The sequence below is a fragment of the Proteus appendicitidis genome (genome assembly GCF_030271835.1).
Taxonomy (GTDB): domain Bacteria; phylum Pseudomonadota; class Gammaproteobacteria; order Enterobacterales; family Enterobacteriaceae; genus Proteus; species Proteus appendicitidis.
On the sequence record NZ_CP127389.1, the window covers coordinates 1752296 to 1771415 of the forward strand.

Below are 19120 nucleotides of genomic sequence, written 5' to 3' on the forward strand. Positions count from 1 at the left end.
TTGGCGCAGGATGCTCAGCGAAATGACAGCGACCGAACTCGCTGATTGGTTACACTTCTTTAATGAAACTCCCTTCACCCTCCAACTCATTGATCATGCTTTTTCTGGGCTTAATTTCACTGTCGCCAGTGTTTTTGGTGGCAGTGATAATTTATCGCCAGAGGATTTTAGCGTGTTATTACGAAAACCCGCTGTTGATATGGACGATGAAACCATGATGGCGGTCAGTGAAGGGATAGCGGGCGGAGTACGATATGAGCCAACAAATAGCGGATCTCACGATTAATTTAGGGGCTGAAACAGCCGATTTCAGCCAGCAAATGGGGCGTGTTGAACGTCAACTGCAAGAAACCGCAGAAAAAGCCGAAGCTAGTCAACGACGCATGGCTCAACTGGTTGAACAACAGGCGCAATCGGCTCGCAGTTCAGCAGAAAGCACCGCGCAGTCTCTTCAAGAACTTAACAATCAACAAGAAATTTCTCAGCAACAACGAGCGGATTATTATCAGCGGATTGCTCGTGATGAAGCTGTTGCTAAAAAACTATCAGCAGAACTCGCTAATAATTTTTTAATTCAGGCTGAAAATGCATTAAAGGCTAGCGATCCATTGGAGAGATTGATAGAGGTGACTAAAGGCCTCGCTAAAAGCTTTGACAAGGGAAAAATGTCGATGGAGCATTTTTCTAACGCGGAAGAGCAGTTAAAAGCAAAAGTGAGATCGATGCGTAATGAATATAGTGCAAATGCAGAAAGTTATTATCAACAATTAGATAGCATATCTAAGCTTAGTAACCGCAGTAATGAATTAACTAAAATTAAATCACGACTTACAGATGAATTTAAAAAAGGAAGGATTCATCAACAAGACTATAAAAACATTCTTTCTGAGATAGCAGAAAAAACACAAAAAGTAAATCGTGAAGAAGAATCCCAGACTCAACAAAAAACACGATTTATTCAAAAATTAAAGGAACAAGTTGCTACTCAAAATTTAAGTCGTGAACAAATGTTGCGTTATCAAGCGTCTCAACTGGGTGTCAGTTCTTCAGCCGAAATTTATATTCGTCGATTATCTGAATCGAGCAAAGAAACCAAAGAGTTTGATAAGAACAGCAAGTCATTATCTGACCGTCTTCAGAGTATTGCCAATTCCTTTAATATGGGGTCACTGGTTCGTGGTGGTATTTTGGGAGGAATTACTGCAGGTTTAACGGGTGTTGCAAAATTAGCCTATGATGCGGAAAGAGAGTTTTCTCAATTTAACAAGCAGTTAATATTAACCGGTAATTACGCCAATAAGTCAGCAAGTCAATTAAATGAAATGGCGAGAACTCTTGCGGGTGGCGGTATTACGCGTGGTGAAATGGCATCATCCATTTCGAGTGTTGTCGGTACAGGCGTATTTTCAAATAATGAGATTTCCCGTGTTTCAAAAGCAGCTGCACAGATGAATTACATCACAGGGCAGGCGATTGATACCACGATTGATCAGTTTAAACGCTTACAAGATGAACCGCTTCAAATGTCGCTTGAATTAGAAAAAGCGAACCACCACCTTACAGCATCCCAATTAGAGCAAATCAGAACGCTCGAATTACAAGGTAATAAAACCGAAGCAGCACGATTGGCAATCGATGCTTATGCGCAATCTATCAATGACGGTGCTAATGATATTGTTGAAAATCTTGGATATCTAGAGTCTGCATGGGTGGGTATTAAGAATGCAGCAAAAGAAGGCTGGGATGCCATGCTTGATATAGGCAGAGAAAAAACACTAGAAGAGCAAATTAGGGAGCAGGAAAAATTATTAAAGAATTTAAATAATGTCGGGATTGCACCTCAATATAGAATAAATGAGATACAGGAAAATATTGCATCTTTAAATAAGCAAAAAGCAGATATTGATCTTAAAAAGGCTCAGGATCAAGCTGAAAAAGTAGCTAACCAATCAGAGGTAAATAAATTCCGAATTAAACAAGAATTCTATAATAAATATGCAAGCTGGGAAACAAGGAGAAATGAAGAGTTAGCAAAGTTGAACGCTAATAAACATGCATTATCTGAAGAAGAGTATAAAGAATATGAAAAAATGATTAATTATCGACTAAGAGACCGTCAAATGCCGGGTTCTGGTCGAAGTAAACCATATACAGTTCCTGCAGGTGATAAAGAAGAGGAAAATGCTTCTCGTGATTTACTATCATTACAAGCCCAGTTAGAAATTCTTAAAAAACATCAAAGCGCTAATGATGTTATCAGTCAACAACGCAAAGATCTTCAGAAAGAGCAGGCACAATTTGCAATTTTAGAAGAAGCACAATTGACGCGTCGATTAACTAGCGCGGAAAAGTCTTTACTATCAAATAAAGAAAATATTCTTGCTCAAAAGGAAAAACTTGCATTAGTGGGTGATGAAGTTGCTTTGCAAGAACGTTTAAATAAGATGCAAGATCAGGCTGATAAATATATTGCTCAACAATCGGAAAAACGTAAAGCAATTGAAGAAAGTATGGGTAAATCAGCAAGAGAGCAACAACGTTACTTAGAACGCGCTCAACTTCTGGCAGGACAAAAAGAGAACCCACAGCTAAATAATATGTTAGCCGAGCAACAAAAGACCTATGAAGTTGAAGATCAGAAACGTGCTGATTGGTTAGCGGGTGCGCAAACAGCATGGGGCAATTATAAAGACACCGCGCTTGATGTTAACTCTCAAGTGCAAAATGCCACTTCTATGGCGCTTAATGGGTTTAGTAGCCAATTAACCAACGTGTTATTTGAAGGAGAAGCCAACTTTAAGGACTTTACGAAATCGATTCTTAAGATGCTAACTGATATTTTAATTAAAATGTCTTTGGTTAAAGGAATAGAGGCGATGGGCTTTGGGTTTGGTGCTCCAGTTGCGAATGCGGACGGTGGGGTTTACAACTCAGCCAGTTTAAGCGCTTACAGTGGGCAGATTGTTCATAAACCTACCATGTTCGCGTTTGCAAAAGGTGCAGGCTTGATGGGAGAAGCTGGGCCGGAAGGTATTTTTCCCTTGCGTCGTGGTGCTGATGGAAAGCTGGGCGTTATTGCGAAAATGCCTAATCAAGGAGTAGGTGTTACTCAGATAAACCATATAACTATTCAAAATGATGGTAGCAATGGTCAAATAGGGCCTGAAGCCTTGAAAAAGATTTATGAAATCAGTAAACGTGGTGCTCAGGACTATATTATGAGCCAGCGCCGGGATGGTGGAGCTATGTAGATGGAAACATTTAAGTGGAAAGTCAAACCTGATATGAAAAAGGAGTTTGAGCCTCGAGTAAAATCAGTGAAATTTGGCGACGGCTATGAACAGCGTCGCCCTGATGGTATTAATAATAATCTAAAAAAATACAATGTAACGCTGATCTATATAAATAGTGAAAGCTTGCAGATTGAGTCATTTTTAGAAAAACATGCTGGTATCAGCGCATTTTTATGGAAGCCTCCTCATCAATCAGAATTAATTAAGGTACTATGTCGAAAATGGTCGTCTTCTGCTGGAATGATTAGAACTGAAATAACAGCTGAATTCGAACAAGTTGTATCTTAAATATTATTAATTGAGGACATATGAAAAAACTTGTATTGATAGTTTTATTATTTCCATTTTTTACACAAGCTGAAGTTTCAGAAAAAGATTTTATTATTGATACGATTAATATAGTTTGTGCGGAACATAAAGATCCTGAGTTTTGCCGTTGGCAGGTAGAAAATATAAGTGCTGTATCAAGTATAAACACATTAACTTATTACAGATGTAAGCTTGATAATAAAAAAGACAAAGAGTGTCTAAGAGCAGTAGAGATGTTTGATTATATACAAGGACAGTATGATAAAAATATGAACGATATGAAGAAATAATAATATTAACTTAAAGACCCGCTTCGGCGGGTTTTTTATTGGAGCTAATATGCAACATATTCCTCCTGAAATGCGAATTAGTGTTACCGAAATCTCCTCTACAGATGCTCTACTTGAACTTTACGAATTTGATTTAACCAAAATAGGCGGTATTCGGTACCGCTTTTTTGATGGACTCAATCAGCGTAAAGAACCGTTAATCTGGCAAGGAAGCACCTATGAACCTTATCCCGTGAAAGGTGAGGGATTTGCCTTTAATGGCAAAGGCCCATCAGGGCGACCCACAATTACATTGTCGAATTTATTCGGGCTGATTACAGGGATTGCCAGTCAGCTAGATAGTGCAATTGGTGGGCTGGTGGTACGTCGCATTGTCAGCACCCAATTTTTAGATGCGGTCAATTTTCCTCATGGCAATCCTAATGCTGACCCATCACAAGAGATTGTGACACGTTGGATCATTGAGCAGATGACCAGTTTAAATTCAGTGACCGCCACTTTTATGTTGGCGACACCCAGTGAAACAGACGGATTGATGCTTCCTGGTCGCGTGATTTTGTCGGATATCTGCCCTTGGGGATATCGTTCTGAAGAGTGCGGATATAAAGGGCCTCCTGTTGCCGATGAATGGGGAAATCAAACCACCGATCCGTTAAAAGATAAATGTGGTAAACGTCTGAGTGACTGTAAGTTACGAAAAAACGAATCACGTATAGGTGCGTTTGTCTCCACGTCCCGTATTGGTAATAGTTAATTCCCTCCTAAGGTGTTTCTTATGATTGAACAAGCAATTTTGGCGCAGGCAAAAGAGCAAGCGCCCTTAGAGGCGTGTGGCTTATTGATAAGTACCGCGCGGGGTGAACAGTATTTACCTTGTGTTAATCAGCATGCCGATCCGAAAAACCATTTCACGATTTCTTTTGATGATTTTATTCGCGCCGAACAGCAGGGTGAGGTGATTGCGGTTGTCCACAGTCACCCCGATGGTCAGCCTTATCTCAGTCCCTTGGACCGACAACTGCAGGTGAACAGCGCGTTGCCGTGGTGGGTGGTCTGTGATGAAAAAATCCACTGTTATCAGCCAGTGCCTCATCTGTTAGGTCGCCAATTTGTTCATGGCTCAACAGATTGTTATGGGTTGTTTCGTGATGCTTACCATTTGGCAGGGCATGAATTGCCTGACTTTGAGCGACATGATAATTGGTGGCGCCAAGGTAAAGAACTGTACCTCGATAATATGGTGAGCACTGGTTTTCGGCAGGTCAAAAAAGAGGCGCAACCCGGCGATATTATTTTGTGTTGTTATGCCAGCTCTCGCGCCAACCACGCAGGGATCTATTTAGGCAATCAAACGATTTTGCATCACATTCCAAACCAACTTAGCAAACGCGAGGAGTATAACGAACGATGGCAACGAATGACGCACTCAATTTGGCGTTACCGCGATTGGCAACCTTCCGACTTTATGGGAATTTGCAACGATTTGGACGTCGCTTTGATTTAAATGTGAATACCGCCTCTGAAGGGCTTCACGCGCTTTTTATTCAAATTCCAGCTTTACGCCTCGCCATTCGTGAGGGTTGGTATCAAGTTCGCATTGCTGGTACCGATATTTCCCCGCAAGAAATTAACCAAAAATTCAATGAAGCCTTACCTGATAATGCGGTCGTCCATATTGTGCCGAAATTATCAGGCGCTAAAAACGTCGGTGTTTTTCAGTTTGTTGCGGGTGCGGCCTTATTTTCATTGGGGTGGTGGGGACCTGCGTGGATCTCCGCAACCGTTGCCACGTCTTTGATGGCAGGTGGCGCAGCCATGATGATTGGCGGTGTCGCTCAAATGCTGATCCCCGCGCCTAAACCGCCTAATTTATCTCGTGGTGATGAAGAAAAAGGCAATACCTATTTTAGTAATCTTGATAACGCGGTTGCACAAGGGATGCCGGTGCCCATTGCGTATGGTGAAATTATGTGTGGTTCACGCGTCATTTCACAATCAGTTGAGATTATGGATGACAGTGACGGCGAAGATATCGATGCCGGTAAACACGGTGGATAAGAGGAGTTCGTATTATGGGTAAGGGTGGTGGTGGTCAAAAAACACCGTATGAGGCACCAAACGATTTAACATCACGTCAAAAAGCCTCATTAATTGATTTAATCAGTGAGGGACCGATTGAAGGACCGATCCATATTCAAGGCTCGATGGATGATTTGGGGTGTATTTATTTGGATGATACGCCTGTGATAGACGGCTCTGGCAATAGCACGATTAATGGAATGTATGCACAATGGCGGGCAGGGACATTAGAGCAACCGGCAATGAGTGGCTTTACCGCGTCTGCGAATGAAGTACCAGTGGGTATCGAAGTTAAATATAATTCCCCCGTCACTCGTACTATCACCTCACCCAATATTGACCGTTTACGTCTAACCTTTGGTACACAAGCACTGGTTGAAACTAAAGATAATGGTGATCGCGTACCGACTTCTGTTCAATTGCAAATCCAAATTCAGCGCAATGGAGCGTGGATAACAGAGAAAAATGTCACAATTAATGGCAAGCGCTCTAACTCACCTTATTTAATGGCTGTTGTGTTGGATGATTTACCGCCTGTGCCGTTTAGTGTACGCATGATCCGCATCACCCAAGACAGCACTTCGGACAAAATTCAAAATAATACCGTTTGGTCGAGCTATTCTGAGTTAGTGGATATTTCACAAACCTATCCGGGTTCTGCCGTGGCGGGATTGATGTTTGATAGTGAGCAGTTTGGCAATAAATTTCCACGCCGTAATTACCTTATCAAAGGTCGCATTATTCAGGTACCCAGTAATTATGATCCGGATAAACGGATTTATTCGGGGATTTGGGACGGTACCTTTAAGCCCGCATTTACTAACAACCCCGCATGGATATTATGGGATTTATTAACCCATCCGCGTTATGGCATGGGGAAACGTCTTAATATTAGTGAAGTCGATAAATTCGCCCTGTATGCAATCGGTCGTTATTGTGATGAACAGGTTGATGATGGGTTCGGTGGAAAAGAACCCCGTATGACGTGTAATGCTTACATTACGGATATGCGCAAAGCCTATGATGTCATGGGTGATATGTGTGCCATGATGCGCATTATGCCTGTCTGGAATGGGCGAACATTAACCTTTATTCAAGATAGGCCGTCTGATGTGGTGTGGCCCTATACCAACGCCAATGTGATTGATGGTAACTTTCAGTATAGTTTTAGTGCATTAAAATCGCGTCATACCGCTGTAGAGGTTCGTTTTATTGATCCCGATAATGGCTGGAAAACCAGTGTTGAACTAGTTGAAGATGATGCCAGTATTGCCCGCTTTGGGCGTAATGTGATGCGCGTCGATGCTTTTGGTTGTACTAGCAGAGGGCAAGCCCATCGTCATGGTCTTTGGTTATTAACCACTGAGAAATTAGAGACACAGACGGTTGAATTTACTGTTGGTAGTGAAGGCTTGCGTCATATGCCGGGTGATATTATCGAAATTGCCGATAACTATTACGCGGACAATCAAGTGGGTGGGCGTCTAACACACATTGATTATGCCTCTCAAACATTAACCTTAGATCGCAATATCGATACACCCAAAAGCGGTAAATCAAGCGTCACACTCATCAATGCGCAAGGTGATCCACAATCTTATGAAGTGGTGAGCTATCCCGCATCTAATCAAATAAAGCTGGATACTTTACCGCTAGGATTACGCGAGGGAGGAATTTGGACGTTGACACTCCCGTCTTTACGTCGCCGACTATTTCGTGCCATCAGTTTAGCTGATAATGGTGATGGCAGTTTTACGGTTATAGCCGTACAGCACATACCCGAAAAAGAGGCGATTGTTGATAAAGGCGCTAAATTTGAGCCAAAGCCCGATACGCCACTGGGTGGATTTATCCCACCGGTTGAAAACCTTTCTGTGGATATCGAATCAGATGCAAGCGCATGGCAGGTGGAAGCCAGTTGGAACACGCCTTATTCCAGTCGAGGAGTAGACTTTTTATTAAAACTCACTACCGGTGATCGCATTGTCGGTACCGCTTCAACCACGGACACGATGTATCGTTTTGGTGGTTTGCCTCAAGGAAATTACGTTTTATCCGTCGTACCTCAAAATGATCGGAAACAAAAAGGCGAGGTGGCCACAACTTCATTCGCGATTAACCCACCGTTACCACCGAGTTATATTGAAGTGGAATCCGGTTATTTTAGCTTGGGTATTATTCCGCGTTCTGGCGGTCAAAATAGCTTGCGAGCACAGTATGAGTTTTGGTTTTCAGAAAAACAGATCACCGATATTAGCGAAGTGGAAAGTCGCGCCGAGTATCTAGGTCTCAGTACGATGTGGGTTATTCAGGGACGAAACCTAAAAGCAGGTCATACCTATTATATTTATGTTCGTAGTATAAACGCTGTTGGAAAATCAGTGTTTGTTGAAGCCAAAGGGGAGCCTAATAGTAATACCAAAGAAATACTCGATGAGCTAGACGGTCAGTTCATGACAACAGATGCCGGCAAACAACTCAGTGATAAATTAGATTGGAATGCTGAGACAGCAATTATTCTTAGTAATGAAGACTCTAGACTATCGCGCCGTTTGTTAGTAAGTCATGGTCAATCACAGGCTGGGATCAAAGAGCTATGGCAAGTTCGTGCAACGGATAACGAAGCATGGGCACAGGAAGTTAAAGAAATTTACTCCGCGGTTGGTGATAACACGTCTGCAATTAAAGAGACTCAAACTTCAATTACTGAGCTAAATAAGGCGTTCGGGCAAACATCAACGGAGATCCGTACAGAGTTAAAAACAACTAATGATGCAACAAATAAACGCATTGATGGTACCAACCAAGATTTAGCCGATACCAACCAGAAGTTAGGCAATACAGATAAAGAAGTTGGTCGTATTCGTGCTGATGTTGCAACAAATAAAGAAGCAATATCTGAAACGAATAAAGCCATGGCTAAATCCGAAGAACAGGTACAAGCGCAATTCGGTAAACAGCAGGGCATGATTAATCAAAAAATGCAGGCTGAATTTAGTCAATCAGGCGACGGTGTTGTCACTCATTCAATCAATATTACGATTGTTCATAATAACGTGAAATACAATGCAGCAGGACAGGTCATTAGCGCTCAAGTTAAGAATGGAAAGCTTGAGTCGTATATTGGTTACAACGCGAATAATTTCGTTTGGTATAACCCTGTTAACGGGAAAATGGAATTATTCATGTATGCCAAGAACGGGCAATTGTTTATGCGTGAAGTCTTTATTAATGAAGCGTGGCTTAATTCCGTTGTTGTCACTGAATATATTAAATCTGGCGATTATGTTCCGGGGAAAAGTGGTTTTTTGATTGATGGTAAAACTAGCAATATTGAAATGAACAAAGGAACGTTCCGGGGTGAATTAGATATAGGAACAAACAAGACGGGTGCGCATACCGTTATCACCAATGAACGGATTGCGGTTTACGGTGCTAAAGGAGAACTTAGGATTGAAATAGGAAAAATAGAAGGAGTTTAATTAATGTATGGTGTTTATATTAAGCCAGATATTGGTAATGAATATTATTTAGATGCTGATGATAATCAAGTGATGGGATATCTTGGGACTGTCAAAATGGGGTGGTATGGCTATTTCTTCCCAAATACTGGATGGAATACCATGAAGCACAATATCCATGAATATGAACGATATAACATCATTATTATTCCTAGAATAGTATCTAGGACATATAAAATCCCTGGTTCGTATTATTGGTTCTCATCAAATGTAACAGATTATAATATATCTGGTGATAGTTTTAATTTCTATGTCGATGAAAGACCAGCCGGATCACGAGTAAACTCAGAAGACGCAGAGGAAGATCCTGAGTTTGTATTTGATTTTTATGGTTATCCAAAATCAAATAGTGAATCATACGGAATTCGTCTACATGGAATGAACGGTATTAGTGAATTAACGCCGTCAATGCGTGGTTATTGTATTTTTGCTGAAATTGTAAAAATTAATGCAGGTAAAGATAATGGCTGGAGAATGCCGACTCATATTACCGATGAAATGAATCCTGTTATCTTTGTAAGACCAAAAAATTCAGATGCTGTATTCTCATATAATAAAGCAAGGGGTTTGGTTGTTAGTGCTTCTTGTGAAATGTATGTTGTTATATTTTGTACTAACTTTAAATTAAACCCGCCTAAATATGGTCTTGTTATTTATAATGATAAAAAAGAAATTACATTTTCATCCAACTATAAACCTATGAAACTCGGAGAGACGACACGATTTAGTAATCGGAATGGTGCTTCATTCTCTAAACTTAAGAAGCCGATGATTATTCCAGATGCACAATTTGTTAACTGGAGAATACAGGGAAATAATAGAGATGATGTTATTTATATGCGTACTGGCTTTGGCTTTAGAAATGATAGTAATAGTGTTTATTGGGATGACATATACAGTATAGGTTCAGAGTACGGTGGTCCATACGGAGCAGATGGCGGTAATGCATTTAAAATAGAATTTAATATCTACGGTATCGAACTCAGCGACTACTTCAATATTTAATTAACTCTTCATTTCATTTATACCTCTAGGAAAACTTATTTATGATATACACAACAGGCACTGTTAACACAGTGTCAGGGTCTGCTATTGTCAAAGGCACTGGCACTAAATTTAAAAATAATAATCCCGCCATTAATATCGGAATGACGATTTTAATTAAATCGGGAAATACTAATATTCCGTATATGATTAAATCCGTTAATTCCGACACAGAATTAGTATTAGCACAACCTGCATTAGCTACCGCAACTAACACCATATTCTCAATTCATATTACTGAGCCAGATAATAATAGTGATGCAGCAAGAACGATGGTTGCAATAAATGCATACACGCAATATTTCCTCGATGCGATGAATACGTGGATGTCTGAAACAGGGCAGACAAAAATTGAGATGCCAAATGGTGAAGTTATTACGCTCGATAGCATTAAGAAGATGCAAGGGGATATTAGTAATAAACTAGATGCTAAAAAAGGAGGTATTCAGTGGGTAGATGGTGAAGTTCGATTTACTGATGCTGTAGGAACCGTTTCTCGTGACGAAAAAAATGCTGCTTGGTTATCTTTAACTAGAGTTGAACCTGATATATCTATTAAAAGAAATGGAGTTGCTGATGCATATAAGTTTCCAGATACTAAAGGAGGAAAGTTATTATCTTCAAGTAAAATATATGATTATAAAAATCCGGTTATTGTAGAGAAAGACACTAGCCTTGCTTTACAGTGCTACCATGATTTTAGACAACACTACATATCAATTAATAATGTTTTGTCTTATCCGTTCGGTTATTCCAGTGGTTTTATCAATATCAAAGGGTTGTTTGGTGGAACAGGATTGGGGGCTGTTGGTCTGGTTAATTTTAGGAATTGGGGTGATAAATCAGGTCATGGTTCATGCTTTCAACTCGCTTGTATTGGTGGTGATCCAATTAATAGTAAGCTTTATTACAGATCAGGTATCACTGGTTCAGATGAATATCCAAATCTTAATATGAAGAGGATACTTGATGATAATCAAGTTGATGGTGTTGATAATGATACATTGAATGATACGAGAATGGGAACGGGGTTCTTTAGGCAAGGTGGTGGTGCAGGAACTAGTGATTGGTTTAGTGGCTGGGGTTCTGGAATAAATTTAAAATACGACTGGAATAATTCGGTAAAAATTTTTTTTCATGGTTCATCAGGTACGCCGACAGTATGCACAAAAAGAGGAGATGTTCTTTCTTGGAATGTATTATGGGGAAGTGGCAATACAACTACAGATCCACAAGGTTTTATCAAAAAAGCCTCCCCTGTCATCAACATCAATCCTGACGGCACATTTACCACTAATGACGAATCAGAAGGCGCTACAGTTACTCGAGTAGCTCAAGGTGAATATCTCATTGAAGGAGTTCTTGGGTTTAACGCTGACGCAGGCTGGGGTGGTATCGATGGTGGTATTGAAATTCCACTCGATGTCAATAAACAGCCTCTTATTTGGGTAGACTCTAAAGTTAACAAAGACGGTTCTATTCTCGTTAAAACGCATCACCGAACTCACCCTAATGCGCCTGAGTTTGCTAATAATAAAATTGATGGTTTCAACGATGGCGATCCGATTGATATTCCTAATGGTCGTTTTATTTCTGTCCGTGTACAGATGCCAGAGCAATCAATCTATAACTTGAGAATGCGTGAGATGGAAGAAGCGCAGAAAGCGGAAGAGGAAATGAAAAGGTAATCCAATCAGGGTGAAAATGACATATTGCTGTAACCATTAACTGTACTAGCTAAATATTAGAATTTATGTTGTTATACCATAGGTCTGTATATGAGCCAGAAAGGGACGTTATTAAGTTCAAGCCGTATGGATTCACGAAGATTTGCCCTGATTGATACGGCTTGAAAGCTCTGCATGGCTTTATCTTCGTTCGCTATAGTGTTCAGCTGTTAATTATCTTATTCCTTGAGCCACATTTTAAACAGTTCCTCAGCGACATCGATGATACAGTTATACCATAAAGAGGATTTAATCCATTCGTTCTCATCAAATTCTTTGCCAGTGATTGAAATGGTAATTTTCTGAATTTATACGGATTTACGCTGCCTAAAAGAATAAGTATCGCTAAAGGCGAATTTTCTTATTATTTTCCTTTTTCGTTATCACCTTCATTATTAGCATTAAGGAAATTTATGTCACAGACTTTTACTTATAATTTACTCCACCCCCGCTACTGGCTTACTTGGTCTGGTTTGGTTCTGCTGTGGCTTCTTGTTCAACTTCCTTACCCAGTTTTACATATTCTAGGCTCTAACCTTGGAAAAATATCCAGGCCTTTTTTGAAACGTAGGGAAAGCATTGCTATCAGAAATATCGAACTCTGCTTTCCCAAAATGACACCGTTTGCCCGAAGTCTGATGGTTAATAAAAACTTTGCTTCTCTTGGAATGGGATTGATGGAAACAGGAATGGCCTGGTTCTGGAGTGATGCGAGAGTTAAAAAATGGTTTGATGTTGAAGGGCTTGAAAATCTGACCAGTGCAGACAGAGGGGTAATGGTTATCGGTATTCATTTTATGTCTCTTGAGTTGTGTGGAAGAGCCATGGGTTTATGCCATCCTATGATGGCAACTTATCGCCCACACAATAATCTATTAATGGAATGGGTACAGACAAAAGGGCGTATGCGTTCAAATAAAGCGTTGATTAATAGACGTAATTTATCTGGTTTTGTTCATGCGCTAAAAGCTGGTGAAGCAGTGTGGTTCGCACCAGATCAGGATTATGGGCCTAAAGGAAGCATTTTTGCACCTTTTTTCTCGGTAAAAAAAGCAGCTACAACGAACGGAACTTATGCTTTGTCAAAACTCGCTGATGTACAATTGATCACACTCAGCATGATTCGACGTAGTGATCAAAAAGGTTATCACATGTATATCAGCAACCCGTTGTCAGGCTATCCAGGGGAAGACAAGGTCGCCGCAGCTGTTTATATGAACAAGATCATCGAGCGTGAAATTCTCCGTGCTCCTGAGCAATACCTATGGATGCATCGCAGGTTCAAAACCCGTCCTGAAGGCGAAGCCTCTTTATACAGATGAATCACTTTACTTGTCATGAGGCAGAATCTATATTTCTTGTCACTGCGTATTTGTAAAAAATGAAATAAGAGAATTATTCGATCTGTTTCATGTTAACGATGGCGGAACTGACAGCCAAGGTTAATCAATTGAACTTAAAGGCCAGCTTTGAGCGAAAAACTGGCTATCAAATCTAATTATTTTCTATGAGAAGCCAATTATCTCATGTCAATCACTCTGCTTTCAAATACTGCACAGAATTTGCATCTGGCAATTTCTTGCTTCTCTCACGATAAAACGCCAATCGTTTATTAAAGTACGTTCTCAAATGTGCTGGTTGTTGTCGTTCAACTTCTACGGCAATAGCCAGCATATTGAGTTTAGTTTTATATTTTATTGGCATAGAACATGTAACCGCAATTCGGACACAATAAGATTAGGTTTTTCTTAAGTTTATGTTTGTTTTGTTTGGCAACATAAGAACAACTTGGGCAGGTAACTTCTACTAGTGCGTCTTGAAACATTCTTATCACATTAAAAGCTTTCATATCTTTCACCCATTATAGGGATATCGTGATTCAGTGTACGCTACTTTGTATTTAATTGCTTAATTTTTGTTCTTTTATTTGTGGTGACAAGTTTTATTACACCACATGATAAAGCACAGCAAGTGCGTTTGAGTATTTAAGGTGCCAGAAACTGCCTGTTGTTAGCCAACTACCACACACTCACCTTCAATAAAATCCTCTCCGTCATCTTCGCATTTCACAAGACGACACTTTCCATATAAGCCACTCCTGCAACATCAAAAGGAGGGGCGCCAATTTCACCTGTTACCCATTCAAGATTGTCAGGTTTAAATAATTCCATTATCTCTTTTTTCGTGAGGTCATTCTCATTTTTAGCGCTCCTTATTGTGGGTTACATCTACCCTGCAATAAGAGGTTTCGAATCTGTAATGATCCCATTAGTTGGTGTATGGGCGCTAAAATTAGTATTCATTGATGGTTGTATACAATCATCATTGTACATGATTTTTTGTGTACATAATTGTGTTCATAATCCAATTTAAATTATTAGTAATCATTTCAACTAATTGATTCTATTTGGTTAAATGTTTATTGGTATTATTCTGTTATAGAAAAAACGAGACGAGAAATACTAGGTGGTATTCAACTAGAAGAAATTGAAAGGCTAATAGGTACAATTCAAAAACTAGAAAAAAATATAAATAGGTTAAATGACTAATAATTTCAAATTTAATATATATTCTATTTAAATAATATTAATGACATGATGATAACGATACTCTAAACAATTCGATTGTTCAGCTATACAACAAATGAATGACTCACTAGAAATATATAAAATATATCACTGGTGCGAGTAAACGATGTCAACAATATTGAAATTTGAAATATACTGAAACTTGAAATATAACGAGTATATAACAAATATCATTATATAGTCTTAATTGCCATAACTAGATTATATATTCGTTCTCTCTTTAGATTACTTATTATTGAGTCATAAATAAAACAGGCAACTTTAATGTTGCCTGTTTTTTGTTGTTCATTAGCGAGGAGAAACAGTTAAGTTATTTCCGTTACCAATAACTGCAACACGTTGACCTTGGCTATAAACAGTATTATCTGCTTTTTGAACGATAGCGACAGTTTTACCACTATCTAAACGAACTTCAATTTGAACACCTTTAGTGGTATTTAAAGCACCTTGTGCTTGTTGTCCTGCCATACCACCTGCTATTGCACCCGCGGCTGTTGCTAGGTTACGACCTGTACCACCACCCACTGTGTTACCTAACATACCGCCGAGAACAGCACCACCGATAGCGCCTAAAATATTCTCATCGCTACCCGCCTGAATATTCACTGCACGCACAGAAACCACTGTACCATAAGTAATATTTTGAGCTTGTTTTGCTTGGCTTGCGGTATAAGTGTCACCGGATAGTGAATTTGTATTCACGCAACCAGTAAGTACAGTCATTGTAAAAAGACCAATAAGTAAATGCTTAAACATAGTCACTCCTAAAGAAAATCTGAGGGAAATCGTTCAGATTATACCAATGTTATCTAGTATCAGTTATAGCTCGTTTTTTGCGTATGTCGACACTGATTTTAATAATATATAGCTTACTATATAGTAAAGGCCGATAGTACAAACAGAAGAGATTTCTGAAAAAAGAGAATATAACATTATATGTTAAAAATTTGCATCATCTTGATTATAAGGAAAAGAACATGATAGCAGGGCGGTACATTGGCGTGATGTCTGGCACAAGCTTAGATGGTGTTGATGTTGTATTAGCTGCAATCAATAATAAGTTTGTTGCACAACAAGAAAATCACTTTCTGCCTTATCCACAACATTTACGCCAACGAATTTTAGCTGTTTGCCAAGGGCAACCTACTACCTTGCATGAAATCGGTCTATTAGATGCCCAACTGGGCGAACTTTATGCGCAAGCAATTATAGAGTTACTCGCAAAAGTAAAACTTAGCGCGAGTGATATTACGGCGATAGGGTGTCATGGACAAACCGTTTGGCATGAGCCAGAAAGTGATATGCCATTTACTATGCAAATTGGTGATAACAACCGTGTTGCTGCCCTAACGGGGATTACAACAGTCGGTGATTTTCGTCGCAGAGATATTGCTTATGGCGGACAAGGCGCACCTTTAGTACCTGCTTTTCATCTTGCCGTGTTAGGACACTCTGTTGAAAAACGAGTGATTTTAAATATTGGTGGTATCGCCAATATCTCATTGTTATTACCTGGTATTGCAGTTAAAGGCTACGATACCGGACCCGGCAATATGCTATTAGATAGCTGGAATTGGGTCCATAACCAAACCCCCTATGATGATAATGGCAAATGGGCGGCTACTGGTACTGTAAACGCAACTTTATTGAAAGATATGCTCTCAGATCCTTACTTTTCACGTTCAGCACCTAAAAGTACAGGGCGAGAATATTTCAATACACAATGGTTAAATTACCATTTAGCAAGAGTACCTAATGTTTTTCCTGAAGATGTACAAGCAACGCTAGTTGAATTAACCGCGATAAGTATTGTGCAACAGATCCAATTAAACGGTGGATGTGAACGTTTACTTGTTTGTGGTGGTGGGGCGAGAAATGGGCAAATTATGCATCGTTTAGCTTCATTATTACCGGGTACAGAAGTCGCAACAACGGATAAATATGGTTTAAGTGGCGATGATATGGAAGCGTTGGCATTTGCTTGGTTAGCTGCTCGTACTATTGCCAATGAATCAGGGAATTTGCCTTCTGTAACAGGGGCATCAAGAGAAACCGTTTTAGGGGCGATTTACCCTACAAATCCTCGTTAAGCGTGATATGCTGAACGCAGTTTCTCAAAAGAGAGAGTGAAAAATGACAGAACTTGATTTTATTGATGTTGCAGATTTACGCCGAGAATATATGAACGGTGGACTACGACGTCATGAATTAACTGAACAGCCATTAGTTTTGTTTGAAAAGTGGCTAAAACAGGCTTGTGAAGCGCGTTTGAGTGATCCTACTGCAATGTGTGTTGCCACGGTTGATGAAAATGGACAACCTTACCAACGTATTGTGTTATTAAAACACTTCGACGAACATGGTTTAGTCTTTTACACCAACTTGGGCAGTCGCAAGGCGAGTCATTTAGAGCACAATCAACGAGTCAGTTTATTATTCCCTTGGTATCCATTAGAAAGACAAGTTTGTTTTTTAGGGAAAGCTGAAAAGCTTTCACCCATTGAAGTTATTAAATATTTTCATAGTCGCCCTAAAGATAGTCAAATTGCAGCGTGGGCTTCTCAACAGTCTTCTCGCATTTCCGCAAGAGGCGTCTTAGAAAGTAAATTTCTGGAATTAAAACAGAAATTCAAAAATGGAGAAGTACCATTACCGAGTTTCTGGGGTGGATATCGTGTGACATTTGATTCTGTCGAATTTTGGCAAGGGCGAGAAAATCGTCTACACGATCGCTTTATCTACCAAAAATCACCACAAGGATGGGACATTGAGCGATTAGCACCTTAATGGTGTGTTAATAAATTTGTCTCAAAAAGTCTTTTTCTACTGGTACTTAATGTAGTGGCGCTTTATGCTATACCACTAGTGTTTCACTTATATTTTAAATAGACAAAAAACAATAAACCGATGGAGTCATTGATGTCTAGCAAGAACCTAATCACACAATTGCAGGAGCGTGGGCTAATCGCTCAGGTCACGGATGAGGCAGCTTTAGTAGAGCGTTTGGAGCAAGGTCCTATCGCTCTCTATTGTGGCTTCGATCCTACCGCTGATAGCCTGCACTTGGGGCATTTGGTTCCTTTGCTGTGTTTAAAACGATTCCAACTAGCCGGGCATAAGCCTGTGGCGTTGGTGGGTGGTGCAACGGGTCTAATTGGTGATCCTAGTTTTAAAGCCACCGAGCGCAAACTGAATACCCAAGATACTGTTCACGAATGGGTAGAAAAAATTCGTAAACAAGTGTCACCTTTCTTAGATTTCAACAGTGGTGAAAACAGTGCGGAATTAGCAAACAACTATGACTGGTTTGGTCAAATGGATGTGCTGACATTCCTGCGTGATATCGGTAAACACTTCTCTGTGAACCAAATGATCAACAAAGAAGCGGTTAAACAACGTTTAAACCGTGACGATGTGGGTATCTCTTTTACTGAATTCGCCTATAACCTATTACAAGCTTATGACTTTGCGTCATTAAATACGCAATTAGGTGTTGAATTACAAATCGGTGGCTCTGATCAGTGGGGTAATATCACTTCAGGTATCGATTTAACCCGTCGTTTCAATCAGAAACAAGTATTTGGTATGACTGTACCATTAATTACTAAATCTGATGGAACTAAATTCGGTAAGACAGAAGGCGGTGCGGTTTGGTTAGATCCTAAGAAAACAAGCCCATACAAATTCTACCAGTTCTGGATCAATACAGCAGATGCTGACGTTTATCGCTTCTTAAAATTCTTCACATTTATGAGCATTGAAGAAATTAATGCACTTGAAGAAGAAGATAAAAATAGCGGTCAAGCGCCTCGTGCTCAACGTGTATTAGCAGAACTAGTTACTGGTTTAGTTCATGGCGAAGAAGGTTTAATCGCCGCTAAACGTATTACAGAAAGCTTATTCTCTGGTGCAATTGCAGACTTAACACAAGCTGACCTTGAACAATTAGCACAAGATGGTATGCCAACAATTGAGTTAGAAAAAGGCAGTGATTTGCAACAAGCACTGGTTAACGCAGAATTAGTTCCTTCTCGTGGTCAGGCTCGTACAATGATTGGTTCTAACGCAGTTTCAATTAATGGCGAAAAACAAGACAATCCTGAATACGTCTTTGAAGAAAAAGATTTCTTATTTGGTCATTATTCTATTTTGCGTCGCGGTAAAAAACATTACTGCCTCGTTATCTGGAAATAATTGACAGTAAAGGGCAGCCGGTGAGTTGCCCTTTTTCTTAATAACAATAAATAAACGTATATACCTCGCCTATGA

Annotated in this window: 17 protein-coding genes and 1 pseudogene; 15 read left to right on the top strand and 3 right to left on the bottom strand. The window is 39.8% G+C overall.

What is annotated here, in order from left to right; all coding sequences use genetic code 11:
* Positions 1-10 precede the first annotated feature (10 nt).
* The 11 genes from QQS39_RS08225 to lpxP all read left to right on the top strand — a co-directional run bounded on the left by QQS39_RS08225 (position 11) and on the right by lpxP (position 13585).
* Positions 11-286: a phage tail assembly protein T gene (locus QQS39_RS08225; RefSeq protein WP_241253972.1), complete on the top strand. Its 276-nt coding sequence runs from the start codon at positions 11-13 to the stop codon at positions 284-286.
* Positions 255-3251, top strand: coding sequence for a phage tail tape measure protein (locus QQS39_RS08230; protein WP_285805723.1), 2997 nt, complete (start codon positions 255-257; stop codon positions 3249-3251). Before QQS39_RS08225 ends, QQS39_RS08230 begins: the two co-directional genes overlap by 32 nt.
* A complete protein-coding gene (locus QQS39_RS08235; RefSeq protein ID WP_285805724.1) occupies positions 3252-3581 on the top strand; it encodes a phage tail protein in 330 nt (109 codons plus the stop codon).
* A gap of 20 nt (positions 3582-3601) precedes the next feature.
* Complete coding sequence (locus tag QQS39_RS08240; RefSeq protein ID WP_285805725.1) at positions 3602-3892, top strand: hypothetical protein; 291 nt, start codon at positions 3602-3604, stop codon at positions 3890-3892.
* A 49-nt stretch (positions 3893-3941) separates the two neighbouring features.
* Positions 3942-4646 carry a phage minor tail protein L gene (locus QQS39_RS08245; protein WP_285805726.1) on the top strand — a complete coding sequence of 235 codons (705 nt, stop codon included), beginning with the start codon at positions 3942-3944 and terminating at the stop codon, positions 4644-4646.
* A 21-nt stretch (positions 4647-4667) separates the two neighbouring features.
* Positions 4668-5396: a C40 family peptidase gene (locus tag QQS39_RS08250; protein WP_285805727.1), complete on the top strand. Its 729-nt coding sequence runs from the start codon at positions 4668-4670 to the stop codon at positions 5394-5396.
* Entirely contained in the window at positions 5300-5950 is a 651-nt protein-coding gene (locus QQS39_RS08255; RefSeq protein ID WP_285805728.1) for a tail assembly protein, read from the top strand. The genes QQS39_RS08250 and QQS39_RS08255 overlap by 97 nt, the downstream gene beginning before the upstream one ends.
* A 14-nt stretch (positions 5951-5964) precedes the next feature.
* The gene (locus QQS39_RS08260; RefSeq protein WP_285805729.1) at positions 5965-9453 is read left to right on the top strand and encodes a TipJ family phage tail tip protein; all 3489 of its coding nucleotides are present in this window, start codon (positions 5965-5967) and stop codon (positions 9451-9453) included.
* Between the two features lie 3 nt (positions 9454-9456).
* Positions 9457-10497 (top strand): DUF6453 family protein, encoded by a 1041-nt coding sequence (locus QQS39_RS08265; RefSeq protein ID WP_285805730.1) that lies wholly within the window; start codon positions 9457-9459, stop codon positions 10495-10497.
* A gap of 41 nt (positions 10498-10538) precedes the next feature.
* Complete coding sequence (locus QQS39_RS08270; protein ID WP_285805731.1) at positions 10539-12224, top strand: phage tail fiber protein; 1686 nt, start codon at positions 10539-10541, stop codon at positions 12222-12224.
* A gap of 452 nt (positions 12225-12676) precedes the next feature.
* Complete coding sequence (lpxP, locus tag QQS39_RS08275; protein WP_285805732.1) at positions 12677-13585, top strand: kdo(2)-lipid IV(A) palmitoleoyltransferase; 909 nt, start codon at positions 12677-12679, stop codon at positions 13583-13585.
* 211 nt (positions 13586-13796) lie between these two features.
* On the opposite strand, the gene QQS39_RS08280 is transcribed toward lpxP, so the two are convergent.
* Positions 13797-13967, bottom strand: a complete 171-nt coding sequence (locus QQS39_RS08280; RefSeq protein ID WP_285805733.1) for a DNA polymerase III subunit theta — start codon at positions 13965-13967, stop codon at positions 13797-13799.
* Positions 13951-14112: a YnfU family zinc-binding protein gene (locus QQS39_RS18725; protein WP_432711552.1), complete on the bottom strand. Its 162-nt coding sequence runs from the start codon at positions 14110-14112 to the stop codon at positions 13951-13953. The genes QQS39_RS08280 and QQS39_RS18725 overlap by 17 nt, the downstream gene beginning before the upstream one ends.
* 586 nt (positions 14113-14698) lie before the next feature.
* On the opposite strand from QQS39_RS18725, the pseudogene QQS39_RS08285 reads away from it, so the two are divergent.
* Positions 14699-14812: pseudogene (locus QQS39_RS08285) on the top strand (transcriptional regulator SlyA); the annotation flags it as partial.
* Positions 14813-15139: 327 nt separating this feature from the next.
* Here QQS39_RS08285 and QQS39_RS08290 read toward each other — a convergent pair.
* Positions 15140-15607, bottom strand: coding sequence for an outer membrane lipoprotein (locus QQS39_RS08290; RefSeq protein ID WP_023582334.1), 468 nt, complete (start codon positions 15605-15607; stop codon positions 15140-15142).
* 221 nt (positions 15608-15828) lie between these two features.
* Between QQS39_RS08290 and anmK the strand changes: the two genes are divergently transcribed.
* The 3 genes from anmK (at position 15829) to tyrS (ending at position 19045) form a co-directional block, all read left to right on the top strand.
* Positions 15829-16941: an anhydro-N-acetylmuramic acid kinase gene (gene anmK / locus QQS39_RS08295; protein ID WP_285805734.1), complete on the top strand. Its 1113-nt coding sequence runs from the start codon at positions 15829-15831 to the stop codon at positions 16939-16941.
* 43 nt (positions 16942-16984) lie between these two features.
* The gene (gene pdxH / locus QQS39_RS08300; RefSeq protein ID WP_151434983.1) at positions 16985-17638 is read left to right on the top strand and encodes a pyridoxamine 5'-phosphate oxidase; all 654 of its coding nucleotides are present in this window, start codon (positions 16985-16987) and stop codon (positions 17636-17638) included.
* 132 nt (positions 17639-17770) lie between these two features.
* Entirely contained in the window at positions 17771-19045 is a 1275-nt protein-coding gene (tyrS, locus tag QQS39_RS08305) for a tyrosine--tRNA ligase (RefSeq protein WP_151434984.1), read from the top strand.
* Positions 19046-19120 lie beyond the last annotated feature (75 nt).

What these genes read in the sequence shown, in the direction of transcription:
- QQS39_RS08225 (WP_241253972.1), top strand. Translation starts at nt 11, where the DNA reads ATGCTCAGCGAAATGACAGCGACCGAACTCGCTGATTGGTTACACTTC.
- QQS39_RS08230 (WP_285805723.1), top strand. Translation starts at nt 255, where the DNA reads ATGAGCCAACAAATAGCGGATCTCACGATTAATTTAGGGGCTGAAACA.
- QQS39_RS08235 (WP_285805724.1), top strand. Translation starts at nt 3,252, where the DNA reads ATGGAAACATTTAAGTGGAAAGTCAAACCTGATATGAAAAAGGAGTTT.
- QQS39_RS08240 (WP_285805725.1), top strand. Translation starts at nt 3,602, where the DNA reads ATGAAAAAACTTGTATTGATAGTTTTATTATTTCCATTTTTTACACAA.
- QQS39_RS08245 (WP_285805726.1), top strand. Translation starts at nt 3,942, where the DNA reads ATGCAACATATTCCTCCTGAAATGCGAATTAGTGTTACCGAAATCTCC.
- QQS39_RS08250 (WP_285805727.1), top strand. Translation starts at nt 4,668, where the DNA reads ATGATTGAACAAGCAATTTTGGCGCAGGCAAAAGAGCAAGCGCCCTTA.
- QQS39_RS08255 (WP_285805728.1), top strand. Translation starts at nt 5,300, where the DNA reads ATGGCAACGAATGACGCACTCAATTTGGCGTTACCGCGATTGGCAACC.
- QQS39_RS08260 (WP_285805729.1), top strand. Translation starts at nt 5,965, where the DNA reads ATGGGTAAGGGTGGTGGTGGTCAAAAAACACCGTATGAGGCACCAAAC.
- QQS39_RS08265 (WP_285805730.1), top strand. Translation starts at nt 9,457, where the DNA reads ATGTATGGTGTTTATATTAAGCCAGATATTGGTAATGAATATTATTTA.
- QQS39_RS08270 (WP_285805731.1), top strand. Translation starts at nt 10,539, where the DNA reads ATGATATACACAACAGGCACTGTTAACACAGTGTCAGGGTCTGCTATT.
- lpxP (WP_285805732.1), top strand. Translation starts at nt 12,677, where the DNA reads ATGTCACAGACTTTTACTTATAATTTACTCCACCCCCGCTACTGGCTT.
- QQS39_RS08280 (WP_285805733.1), bottom strand. Translation starts at nt 13,967, where the DNA reads ATGCCAATAAAATATAAAACTAAACTCAATATGCTGGCTATTGCCGTA.
- QQS39_RS18725 (WP_432711552.1), bottom strand. Translation starts at nt 14,112, where the DNA reads ATGAAAGCTTTTAATGTGATAAGAATGTTTCAAGACGCACTAGTAGAA.
- QQS39_RS08290 (WP_023582334.1), bottom strand. Translation starts at nt 15,607, where the DNA reads ATGTTTAAGCATTTACTTATTGGTCTTTTTACAATGACTGTACTTACT.
- anmK (WP_285805734.1), top strand. Translation starts at nt 15,829, where the DNA reads ATGATAGCAGGGCGGTACATTGGCGTGATGTCTGGCACAAGCTTAGAT.
- pdxH (WP_151434983.1), top strand. Translation starts at nt 16,985, where the DNA reads ATGACAGAACTTGATTTTATTGATGTTGCAGATTTACGCCGAGAATAT.
- tyrS (WP_151434984.1), top strand. Translation starts at nt 17,771, where the DNA reads ATGTCTAGCAAGAACCTAATCACACAATTGCAGGAGCGTGGGCTAATC.